Source organism: Klebsiella sp. SYXHC3 (assembly GCF_057196925.1).
The window spans coordinates 424817-435861 of record NZ_JBXUNG010000002.1; the positions used below are offsets into that span (position 1 = coordinate 424817).

At 56.6% G+C, this 11045-nt stretch carries 9 protein-coding genes; 4 read left to right on the top strand and 5 right to left on the bottom strand.

Going from position 1 to position 11045, the window contains the following annotated elements:
• Positions 1-18 precede the first annotated feature (18 nt).
• The 3 genes from fucP (at position 19) to envZ (ending at position 3661) form a co-directional block, all read left to right on the top strand.
• Positions 19-1242, top strand: coding sequence for an L-fucose:H+ symporter permease (gene fucP / locus AC2CGP_RS08980; RefSeq protein ID WP_020077794.1), 1224 nt, complete (start codon positions 19-21; stop codon positions 1240-1242).
• A 341-nt stretch (positions 1243-1583) separates the two neighbouring features.
• Positions 1584-2303: an osmolarity response regulator transcription factor OmpR gene (gene ompR, locus AC2CGP_RS08985; protein WP_001157751.1), complete on the top strand. Its 720-nt coding sequence runs from the start codon at positions 1584-1586 to the stop codon at positions 2301-2303.
• A complete protein-coding gene (envZ, locus tag AC2CGP_RS08990; protein ID WP_015369373.1) occupies positions 2300-3661 on the top strand; it encodes a two-component system sensor histidine kinase EnvZ in 1362 nt (453 codons plus the stop codon). The genes ompR and envZ overlap by 4 nt, the downstream gene beginning before the upstream one ends.
• Positions 3662-3720: 59 nt before the next feature.
• Here envZ and pckA read toward each other — a convergent pair whose 3' ends face one another.
• The 5 genes from pckA to AC2CGP_RS09015 form a co-directional block, all read right to left on the bottom strand.
• Positions 3721-5340 (bottom strand): phosphoenolpyruvate carboxykinase (ATP), encoded by a 1620-nt coding sequence (gene pckA, locus AC2CGP_RS08995; RefSeq protein ID WP_015703667.1) that lies wholly within the window; start codon positions 5338-5340, stop codon positions 3721-3723.
• 357 nt (positions 5341-5697) lie between these two features.
• On the bottom strand, positions 5698-6576 hold the full coding sequence (gene hslO / locus AC2CGP_RS09000; RefSeq protein WP_015703666.1) for an Hsp33 family molecular chaperone HslO: 879 nt from the start codon (positions 6574-6576) through the stop codon (positions 5698-5700).
• A gap of 26 nt (positions 6577-6602) precedes the next feature.
• Entirely contained in the window at positions 6603-7004 is a 402-nt protein-coding gene (hslR, locus tag AC2CGP_RS09005) for a ribosome-associated heat shock protein Hsp15 (RefSeq protein ID WP_045413199.1), read from the bottom strand.
• Positions 7001-7684 (bottom strand): GMP/IMP nucleotidase, encoded by a 684-nt coding sequence (gene yrfG / locus AC2CGP_RS09010; RefSeq protein WP_015703664.1) that lies wholly within the window; start codon positions 7682-7684, stop codon positions 7001-7003. The genes hslR and yrfG overlap by 4 nt, the downstream gene beginning before the upstream one ends.
• A gap of 60 nt (positions 7685-7744) precedes the next feature.
• Entirely contained in the window at positions 7745-9874 is a 2130-nt protein-coding gene (locus tag AC2CGP_RS09015; RefSeq protein ID WP_020077796.1) for an intracellular growth attenuator family protein, read from the bottom strand.
• 285 nt (positions 9875-10159) lie between these two features.
• On the opposite strand from AC2CGP_RS09015, the gene nudE reads away from it, so the two are divergent.
• Positions 10160-10720 carry an ADP compounds hydrolase NudE gene (gene nudE, locus AC2CGP_RS09020; RefSeq protein WP_015703662.1) on the top strand — a complete coding sequence of 187 codons (561 nt, stop codon included), beginning with the start codon at positions 10160-10162 and terminating at the stop codon, positions 10718-10720.
• Positions 10721-11045: the final 325 nt, after the last annotated feature.

An 11045-nucleotide genomic window follows, 5' to 3' on the forward strand; every position in this document is an offset into this window, starting at 1 on the left:
TCTACTGAGGATCTCACCATGCTAGTGAATAAAACGGCGGAGCCGCTGGCGGCCCGCGCCGGGGCGACCCCTAATCTGCGCTGGGCATTTATGCTGGTCACCAGCCTGTTCTTTATGTGGGGGCTCTCTTACGGCCTGCTCGATGTTCTCAATAAACATTTTCAGGAGACCCTGCACGTCACCAAAGCGCAGTCCGGTTTACTGCAGGCGGCCTATTTTGGCGCCTACTTCCTGGTGGCGCTGCCCGCCGGCTACTTTATGGATAAACGCGGTTATAAAGCGGGGATCCTGGTCGGCTTGTGCCTGTATGCGCTTGGCGCGCTGCTGTTTGTGCCGGCGGCGAGCGTGAATAGCTTTGCGCTGTTCCTGTTCGCGCTGTTTGTGATTGCCTGTGGATTAGGCTGCCTTGAGACCGCGGCGAACCCTTATGCGACGGTACTTGGCGATAGTAAAGGCGCCGAGCGGCGGTTGAATCTGGCGCAGTCGTTTAACGGACTGGGGCAATTTATTGGCCCGCTGATCGGCGGCACGCTGTTCTTTTCAGCTACTCAGGGCGATACCGGCGATCAGAGCTCGGTAAAAATCACCTATGTCGCTATCGCCGTGCTGGTGCTGGCCATCGCGCTGCTGTTCCGCCGCACGCCGATGCCGGATATTCGCGAAGAGGAGGGCAGTCAGCAAGAAGCGGCGCAGGGGCTGTGGCAGCATCGCCACTTTACCGGCGGGGTTATCGCCCAGTTCTTTTACGTTGCCGCGCAGGTCGGCGTGGGTGCGTTCTTTATCAACTATGCGACCGAGCACTGGCATGGCGTGACAAACCAGCACGCTTCCTATCTGCTGTCGATTGCGATGATTAGCTTTATGGTCGGTCGTTTCTTCAGTACCTGGCTGATGGGGCGGGTGCAGGCGGCGACGCTGCTGATGGTGTATTCGTTGGTCAATATCGTGCTCTGCGGTCTGGTGATGATGAGCATTGATGGCGTGTCGGTGGTGGCGCTGATTGCGGTCTTCTTTTTTATGTCGATTATGTTCCCGACCATTTTCGCGCTGGGCGTAAAAAATATGGGCAGCCATACCAAACGCGCCAGCTCGTTTATGATTATGGCCATCGTCGGCGGGGCGATTATGCCTTACTTCATGGGGGCGCTGGCCGACCGCTACAGCACCGCGCTGGCCTATGGGTTGCCGCTGCTATGCTTCCTGGTGGTGCTGTGGTACGGCATGAGCCAACGACGCGCGTAAGCGGCAAAATTAGCTAAAAAGGCGGAGGAGACCCTCCGCCTTTTTCTTTTTTGTCGCGCCGGTGGTAAATTTTGCTCAGAATGACGGGTTCACCCTAAATAATTCGAGTTGCAGGAAGGCGGCAAGTGTGTGAATCCCCAGGAGCATAGATAACTATGTGACTGGGGTGAGCGCACGCAGCCAACGCACGTGCAACTTGAAGAATGACGGGTATAAATTGCTGTTTAATATGCTTTGTAACAATTTCGACTAGAATATATACCAGATTTGGCTGGTCGTATTAGCGTGGGTTTTTAAGAATACGCACTAACGATTGCAGTGAACCTTTGGGAGTACAAACAATGCAAGAGAATTATAAGATTCTGGTTGTGGATGACGACATGCGCCTGCGCGCGCTGCTGGAACGTTATCTGACCGAGCAGGGCTTCCAGGTTCGTAGCGTGGCGAACGCTGAACAGATGGATCGCCTGCTGACCCGTGAATCCTTCCACCTGATGGTGCTGGATCTGATGCTGCCGGGCGAAGATGGTTTATCTATCTGCCGCCGTCTGCGTAGCCAGAGCAACCCGATGCCGATCATTATGGTGACGGCGAAAGGGGAAGAAGTGGATCGTATCGTGGGGCTGGAAATCGGCGCCGATGACTACATTCCTAAACCGTTTAACCCGCGTGAACTGCTGGCCCGTATCCGCGCCGTGCTGCGCCGCCAGGCGAACGAGCTGCCGGGCGCGCCATCGCAAGAAGAAGCGGTGATCGCTTTTGGCAAATTTAAACTGAACCTCGGCACCCGCGAGATGTTCCGTGAAGATGAGCCGATGCCGCTCACCAGCGGTGAGTTCGCGGTATTAAAAGCGCTGGTTAGCCATCCGCGTGAACCGCTGTCCCGCGATAAGCTGATGAACCTTGCCCGCGGCCGCGAGTACTCGGCGATGGAGCGTTCCATCGACGTACAAATCTCCCGCCTGCGTCGCATGGTGGAAGAAGATCCGGCGCATCCGCGCTACATCCAGACCGTTTGGGGACTGGGCTACGTCTTCGTGCCGGACGGTTCTAAGGCATGAAGCGCGTGCGTTTTTCGCCGCGAAGCTCATTTGCCCGCACCCTGTTACTGATCGTCACCCTGCTGTTCGTCAGCCTGGTGACGACCTATCTGGTGGTGCTGAATTTCGCGATCCTGCCGAGCCTGCAGCAGTTTAACAAGGTGCTGGCATACGAAGTCCGTATGCTGATGACCGATAAACTGCAGCTGGAAGACGGCACCCAACTGGTGGTTCCGCCGGCGTTTCGCCGCGAAATTTACCGCGAGCTGGGGATTTCGCTCTATTCCAATGAGGCAGCGGAAGACGCAGGCCTGCGCTGGGCGCAGCATTATGAATTCTTAAGCCAGCAGATGGCGCACCAGCTTGGCGGGCCGACCGAAGTGCGGGTTGAGGTCAACAAAAGCTCGCCGGTGGTGTGGCTGAAGACCTGGCTGTCGCCGAATATCTGGGTGCGGGTACCGCTGACTGAAATCCATCAGGGCGATTTCTCGCCGCTATTCCGTTATACGCTGGCGATAATGCTGCTGGCCATTGGCGGCGCGTGGCTATTCATCCGTATCCAGAACCGGCCGCTGGTCGATCTGGAGCACGCCGCGCTGCAGGTCGGACGTGGGATTATTCCGCCGCCCCTACGCGAATACGGCGCGTCGGAAGTGCGTTCGGTGACCCGCGCCTTCAACCATATGGCCGCCGGGGTCAAACAGCTGGCGGATGACCGTACGCTGCTGATGGCCGGGGTCAGCCACGATTTGCGCACGCCGTTGACGCGGATCCGGCTGGCGACGGAGATGATGGGCGAACAGGACGGCTATCTTGCCGAGTCGATCAATAAAGATATCGAAGAGTGCAACGCCATCATCGAGCAGTTTATTGATTACCTGCGCACCGGCCAGGAGATGCCGATGGAGCTTGCGGATCTCAATGCCGTGTTAGGCGAAGTGATCGCCGCCGAAAGCGGCTACGAGCGGGAAATCGCCACCGATCTGCAGGCCGGAGAAATTCCGCTGCGTCTGCATCCGCTATCGATTAAACGCGCGTTAGCCAATATGGTGGTGAACGCCGCTCGTTACGGTAAGGGCTGGATTAAAGTCAGCAGCGGCAGCGAAGCCAGCCGTGCCTGGTTCCAGGTGGAAGATGACGGCCCGGGAATTAAACCGGAACAGCGCGAACATCTGTTCCAGCCGTTTGTGCGTGGCGATAGCGCCCGTAGCACCAGCGGCACCGGGCTGGGGCTGGCGATAGTGCAGCGTATTATCGACAATCATAACGGTCGCCTGGAGATTGGCACCAGCGAACGCGGCGGCCTGCTGATCCGCGCCTGGTTACCGATTCCGGTGCATCGCGCGCTGTCGCCGGCGAAGCCTGCGAAAGAGAGTTGATTAGCGTATAAAAATAAAAAAGCCGGGCATCGCCCGGCTTTGTTGTCTCTGTGACCTGATTAACGCTTCGGACCGGCCGCAACCAGCGCAGCGCCGGCCGGGGTATCGGTATATTTCTCGAAGTTCTCAATAAACAGTTTCGCCAGCTGATCGGCTTTCTCCTGCCACTGCTCCGGAGAACCGTAGGTATTACGCGGGTCGAGGATATGGGTATCGACGCCCGGCAGCTCGGTTGGGATCTGCAGGTTGAACATCGGCAGGGTGAAGGTTTCGGCGTTATCCAGCGAACCGTCGAGGATGGCGTCGATAATCGCGCGGGTATCTTTAATTGAGATACGTTTACCGGTACCGTTCCAGCCGGTGTTGACCAGGTAAGCCTGGGCGCCGGAAGCCTGCATGCGTTTCACCAGCACTTCAGCGTACTGCGTCGGGTGCAGCGACAGGAACGCGGCGCCGAAGCAGGCGGAGAAGGTTGGGGTCGGCTCGGTGACGCCGCGCTCGGTACCGGCCAGCTTGGCGGTAAAGCCAGACAGGAAGTGGTACTGAGTCTGGTCAGCGGTCAGGCGTGAAACCGGCGGCAATACGCCAAAGGCATCGGCGGTCAGGAAGATAACCTTGGTGGCGTGACCGGCTTTCGACACTGGCTTAACGATATTTTCGATATGGTCGATCGGGTAGGAGACGCGGGTGTTCTCGGTCTTCGAACCGTCATCAAAATCGATGGTGCCGTCAGCCCGTACCACGACGTTTTCCAGCAGCGCATCGCGGCGGATCGCGTGATAGATATCCGGCTCGTTGGCTTCCGACAGCTTAATGGTCTTCGCATAGCAGCCGCCTTCGAAGTTAAATACGCCGTCATCATCCCATCCGTGCTCGTCATCGCCAATCAGGCGGCGCTTCGGGTCGGTGGAGAGGGTGGTTTTACCGGTGCCGGAGAGGCCGAAGAACACGGCGACATCGCCTTTTTCGCCGACGTTAGCGGAGCAGTGCATCGAAGCGATGCCCTGTAGCGGCAGCAGGTAGTTCATGATCGAGAACATCCCTTTCTTCATTTCGCCGCCGTACCAGGTGCCGCCGATGAGCTGGATGCGCTCGGTCAGGTTGAAAGCCACGAAGTTTTCGGAGTTCAGACCCTGCTCTTTCCACTGCGGGTTGGTGCACTTCGCGCCGTTCATGACGATAAAGTCCGGCTCGAAGGCTGCCAGTTCTTCTTCGCTCGGGCGAATGAACATGTTCTTAACAAAGTGTGCCTGCCAGGCGACTTCAGTAATGAAGCGCACGCTGAGGCGGGTGTCGGCGTTGGCGCCGCAGAAGGCGTCGACGATAAACAGGCGTTTGCCCGACAGCTGGTGAGTCACCAGGCCTTTCAGGTGCTGCCAGGTTTCCTGGGAGAGCGGCTTGTTGTCGTTCTTGCCATTGCCTTTATCAGACCACCACACGGTATCGCGAGTGGTATCGTCACGGACGATATATTTATCTTTCGGCGAACGGCCGGTGAAAATGCCGGTATCGACGGCGATGGCGCCAAGATTGGTTAATACGCCACGCTCATAACCTTCCAGTTTCGGGTCGAGCTCTTCCTGATACAGCGTATCGAAGCTCGGGTTGTGGACAATTTCCTGGACGTCATTGATACCGTAAGCCTTGAGATCCTGCGGGGTTAAACTATTAACGCGCATGTCACTGCTCCTTAGCCAATATGTACTGCTTTAAATTGTAGGGTTTCTTTCAGGGAATAGACCGCGACCAGGCTCATAGATTTACGTATCTCGACAAACGCCTTTCTTACGAAAAACACAGTGACTCCTGTCACGAAGTGCGCGTGATTATCTCAGGAAAACGGCCGCAGGTGGCGATAGATGTTTCCGAATGGTTAAAAAGTAATTAAAAAAACTGCTGAAATGTGAATGTAATCGCTTTCTTGAAAGAAAGTTACGTAACTCTTTCAGTGAAAATCGATTCAACACGCGGTCGAAATAATTGACGCCAGGCGCGGCGGGCCAGAAAAACCCGGCAACGCCCGGCGAGAAGGGCGATTAGTGTACCTGCGGATCCGCCGGCGAGGCGTTATTGCGGATCTCGGCGATATCCATCGCGTTGAACAGATAATGATTACCGCAGTAGTCGCAATGCATATCAATTTCGCCTTCGTCGGCGAGGATGCTGTCGACTTCTTCATCCGGCAGCGTCTTCAGCGCATCGGCGCAGCGCTGGCGAGAACAGGTGCATTTGAACTCGACGTCTTGCGGGTCGTATACCGTCACCTCTTCCTCATGGTACAGGCGCCATAATACATCGGTCGCCGGCAGGGTGAACAGCTCTTCCGCCTTGATGGTCTCGGTCAGGGTCGCCAGATGCTCGAAGTCGTTAAGCTGCGCGTCCTGAGCCGGCATCACCTGCAGCAGCATGCCGCCAGCCACCGCTTTACCGTCGTGCTCGCCGGTACGAATGAACAGTCGGGTCGGCAGCTGTTCGGAACGCTGGAAGTAATCTTCCAGGCATGCCGCCAGGGTATCGCCTTCCAGGCCAACAACGCCCTGATAGCGCTCGCCTTCCTGTGGAGAGATGGTAATGACCAGGTAGCCGTTGCCAACCAGCGTTTTCAGGTCCGCGCCTTCCGGGATTTCACCCTGAACGCGAGCGACGCCGCGCAGCTGCTGCTGGTTATTGCCGTTGATCACCGCCAGCGAGAGCGGGCCGTCGCCCTGCAGCTGAACGGTAATATCGCCGGCGAACTTCAGCGTGGCGGTCAGCAGGCTGGTGGCGACCAGCAGCTCCGACAGCACGGTTTTCACCGGCTGCGGGTAGCTATGGTTGGCCAGGATCTGTTCCAACGTGTCCGATACGGTGACCAGTTCACCGCGCACGGCATAGTTTTCAAACAGATAACGATGTAATTGATCGTGTTGAGTCATAATCATCTCTCTTGCTGGCGGCAGCGCTATTCGCTGTCGCCGTGTTTAAATCTCATCAGGTCGCGGCGCTCTTTTTTGTCCGGACGTCTGTCTGGGTGCGGCATCGTTAGCGCATTCAGCTTACGCGCCAGCGCCACTTTTTCGCGTTTCTCGATACTTTCCGCCGTCTCTTCGTACAGCATAACGGCTTCGCTGGCTGGCCTGCGTTGTTCGGTAACGCTTTTGACGATAACGGTACGCTCATCGTTGCCCTGACGCAGGGTCAGGGTGGCATTCAGCTCGACGATTTTGCTCGGCTTACTACGTTGTCCGTTGTAGTGCACTTTGCCGCCTTCAACCATCTCGCGCGCGATGGCGCGGGTTTTATAAAAGCGGGCTGCCCAAAGCCATTTGTCCAGCCTGACGTTTTCTGCGGGCTTATCTTTCATGGCCTCTCCTCCGGAGTCAGGGAAGGGATCAGCCGCCGGTAATCGTTCACGCCGGGATGGCGGGTATACTGTTTTTCCGCCAGGCCTGAATCCGGATTGGTGACGCCCAGGCAATAACGAATACCGAACTGCGCCGCCGCGTCCAGGATAGCCTCGCTGTCATCGACAAACAGCGTTTTGCGCGCATCAAGGCCGGTTTCTTCCGCCACCGCGCGCCACAGGCGCTGATCCTCTTTCGGATAACCAAATGTGTGGGTGGAAAGTAATAAATCAAGGTGCGCGTCCAGACCGGTGTGCTTGAGCTTCACCGCCAGATTATGCGGGTGCGCATTGGTCAACAGGATGCGGCGCTTGCCGCTGGCCCGCAGCGCATCAAGGAATGGCACGGTATCTTCCCGCAGTTTTGCCCGCGGCCCCTGCTCGCTGGTCATCGCACAAATATCCAAACCCAGTCGCTCGCTCCAGTAATCAAGACAGTACCAGTTTAGCGTATGCTGCACGGCGTGATACTCCTGATGCATTGCCGCTTTGGCTTCCTGCAGGTTGAGTCCGCGCGCGGCGCCCCAGGTTTCCGGGACCAGTTTTTGCCAGAAGTAGTTGTCGAAGGCGAGGTCGAGCAGCGTGCCATCCATATCCAGCAGAACGGTATCAACCTCCTGCCACGCGATATTGATTTGCATGGTGAGTCTCCAGCGAGGGGGGAAATGCGCGACAGGGTATCACACCCTGCCGCGCAGGAATTAATCTTGATGATCCGGGGAAGGGATGAGAACCGGATTCAGGCAGCTTTCATAATATTTTTGAATTTCTTCCATGCGCTGACGCTGGCGCTGATAGCGGCGGATCGCCTGCACGCCGTGCCACGACATACAGCCAAGCATCGCCAGCAGCAGCAGAGTGGTGCCAAGATAGCGCCACAGCCCGCTGCGATCGGGAATGCGGTGCAGGTTGATATGCTGGGTGCCATTGGCGTCGGTATAAAGATTGGTGACAATCCCCTCCGCATGGAATGGTGTATGCATCAGCATACCCGCCAGACGCTGTAGCTCTCCCCACTGCTCGTGGGCGGGATAATCGTACAGGCTGATAGCCGGCCACGGCTGATTGACCAGTTCGCTGCCTTCATCGCTGGCGATCAGGAATCCGCCAGGCGCCGGGCTATTTAGCGCCTGCGCCGCGCGGGAAGTTTCACGCATCACAAACGGCGCGGTTGAGGTGGTCACCAGATTCTCCAGCGATTCGGCGCTCACCGGCCGCAGCAACACGTTTACCCCATCGAGCTTACCGGCGGTGGCGCGTTTGGTTAGCGCTTCCCAGTTGCGGGTATTGCCAAGGTTGACCAGCGCGTTCTTCAGACGCACGCAGTCATCTTTCGCCGAGCAGAGATCGTTGGTTTTCAGCACGATATCGCCGAAGTCATCCAGCAGTACCATTCCTGATTTTTGAATTGCCGAACGTAATGCCGGGCTAACGTGTGAATCGTCGTCCGGGTCAGGATGCAACTGGCGCTGTACCGCCTGGACCAGCGCCGTGGCTTTACCGACGATATCGGACTCCGGCAGCGGCAGGGGAGGCGCGTCGTTCCAGATGATCTGCGAACAATCGAACGGCGTAAACGGTGACGCTTCTTTCGCGCTCCAGGCGCCCGGCGTACGGATGTTGCACATTCCGGTACCTTTTAACTGCAGCGTGTCGCCGATGCGGACTTTCGCCTTCTCAAGCTGGCCGACGGTGGTGGCTTCGATGGTCTGCGCCCCCTTAAGCCAGGAGAGCGTGAATTTAAAGGGCATATTCAGCGGGACGCTAATCCACAGCATGATGACGACCAGCAGCGCGCCGGCGGCGATAATCGCGCTGCGTAGCCAGTACTGCAGCGGGAAGTTTTTCACTTCATCGTGCAGCGACAGGAAGCGCCCCTGGCGAACCACATGGCGGTTAAGATAAATATCAATATCGGTTTGCTGCCCCAGGTCCTGGGCGATCCACGGTTGCCAGTGGCGCGGATAGATAAGGTCGATAATCCCCAGCGAAATATTATTGACGTGTTCCTGATCGTTCTCGCCAAACAGTCCCCAGCGTTTCGGCATTCCGCGCAGGCAGTGGATCTCGCGTAGCGAACCGGCCAGCGGCGGCGCATAGATGCCCCATAAGCCCGCTGCCAACAACAGTACGCCGCCGCCGAGCAGCCACGGCGCAAAGACGTCAGGGGAGATCAGGCAGCAATAGAACAGCAGGAAGGCTGCGACGATCATAATCCCTTCGCGCAGGCTGTCAGGACGGCTGAGAGCATGCTCTTCCTGAGTTTCCTGGCGGATGTTCAGCAGCTCGACCTGCTCGCTCTCCTCACCGCGAATCGACGCCTGGGTAGCCGATGCGCGTTCAAGCGCGTAGCTGCGGGCTTCCTGCGGATAGTCGCGCAAGGTGTGGTCATTGAGAACAATCACCAGCGGCAGGCTGTCGGTTGGGATCAGCGAGACGCTGTTCTCGTCGTTGATATGCTGTTCCCAGAACGGCGGCAGGTGAACCTCCACCGAGTCGAGGAAGTATCGCCATTTGTTGGGCTCATCAGACGAAATGCCATAGCGGGTGACGGCGCGGGTGACGGTATAAACGGTGTCGCTCTGCTCATTCAGTTTCAGGGCGACAGGCGCGACGCTGGCGCCGGTCGCCGGTACCTGTTGCGACTGGCTGAGGCCATCGAGATACTTTTCGACCGCCTGGCGTTCATCATCAGAAAGCTTGCGGGTCGTCGCGTCGCTAAAGGCTTGCAGTAAGGGGAGGCGACGACGTCTGGCATGAGATCGATACCACCACCCGATAAGCAAGACACAGAGTAGCAGAGCTGTGAAAAAGGTCAGAAAGGTGCCCATGCCCATCCCATCGTCATAGTAATTTTAATTGTTTATCGGCACATGTTGTCTAATGCAGGAAATTTTATTGTGCAATGCAGCAGCATGTAAGCTTATCAAAAACGGGAAAACTCAGGAATCGGTAAATTCTCAAAACAAATTCAACCTATTGACTTTTTTATCTTTATGAATCTTTGCATTGCAAGCAAAACGTTGCAACTATGTAAATTAGTGGCAATTTGGATTGCCGAAACCGTGCTGCGTATCGCACAATGACTTCTGTAATCACAGCATAGACCGATGACAATGAGCAAATCATTACAAAAACCCACCATTCTCAACGTTGAAACGGTAGCGCGTTCGCGTCTTTTTAATGTTGAAAGCGTGGACCTGGAGTTCAGCAACGGCGTGCGTCGCGTTTATGAACGCATGCGGCCCACCGCGCGTGAAGCCGTAATGATTGTGCCGATTGTTGACGACCACATTATTTTAATCCGCGAATATGCGGTCGGTACCGAATCCTACGAATTGGGTTTCTCCAAAGGGCTTATCGACCCCGGCGAGACGGCCATGGAAGCCGCCAACCGCGAGCTGAAAGAAGAGGTGGGTTTCGGCGCCCGTCAATTGACCTTCCTGAAGAAGCTCAGCATGGCGCCATCTTATTTCTCCAGCAAAATGAACATTATGGTTGCGGAAGATCTCTATCCGGAATCGCTGCCGGGCGATGAGCCGGAACCGCTGCCGCAGGTGCGCTGGCCGCTGTCGCAGCTGATGTCGCTACTGGAAGAAGAAGACTTCAATGAAGCGCGTAACGTCAGCGCGCTGTTTCTGGTGCGTGAATGGCTACAGGCGCAGGGGCGTTTGTAAGTGGCTAACTGGAAACGTCGCTGGCGCTTTACTGATGGTGAGGAAAACGAGAGTTATGCCAAACCTGGTAAGTGAATAATTGAAACGGTTATACAAGATACTATTATCAGTTTGCGATTGATACGGTTCGGGCAAAACGGTTGTTTTCTGTCGCTTCCGAACACATTGCGCTCCCGATTTTTCTTCTGCTTTATGTCTCTCATAGCGCAGGGAGCGCACAGAGGGCGGCCAGTCGCCGCCGCCCTCTGTACTCCCGGGCTCTGGCCGCCAAAATCGCCACTTCGTGGTACCTTCGACTTATCCCGGCAGGCTTCGGGTCGGGCCG

Coding starts and splice junctions, on each gene's coding strand:
- hslO (WP_015703666.1), bottom strand. CDS start 6,576: ATGACTCAACACGATCAATTACATCGTTATCTGTTTGAAAACTATGCC.
- AC2CGP_RS09015 (WP_020077796.1), bottom strand. CDS start 9,874: ATGGGCACCTTTCTGACCTTTTTCACAGCTCTGCTACTCTGTGTCTTG.
- hslR (WP_045413199.1), bottom strand. CDS start 7,004: ATGAAAGATAAGCCCGCAGAAAACGTCAGGCTGGACAAATGGCTTTGG.
- fucP (WP_020077794.1), top strand. CDS start 19: ATGCTAGTGAATAAAACGGCGGAGCCGCTGGCGGCCCGCGCCGGGGCG.
- nudE (WP_015703662.1), top strand. CDS start 10,160: ATGAGCAAATCATTACAAAAACCCACCATTCTCAACGTTGAAACGGTA.
- envZ (WP_015369373.1), top strand. CDS start 2,300: ATGAAGCGCGTGCGTTTTTCGCCGCGAAGCTCATTTGCCCGCACCCTG.
- yrfG (WP_015703664.1), bottom strand. CDS start 7,684: ATGCAAATCAATATCGCGTGGCAGGAGGTTGATACCGTTCTGCTGGAT.
- ompR (WP_001157751.1), top strand. CDS start 1,584: ATGCAAGAGAATTATAAGATTCTGGTTGTGGATGACGACATGCGCCTG.
- pckA (WP_015703667.1), bottom strand. CDS start 5,340: ATGCGCGTTAATAGTTTAACCCCGCAGGATCTCAAGGCTTACGGTATC.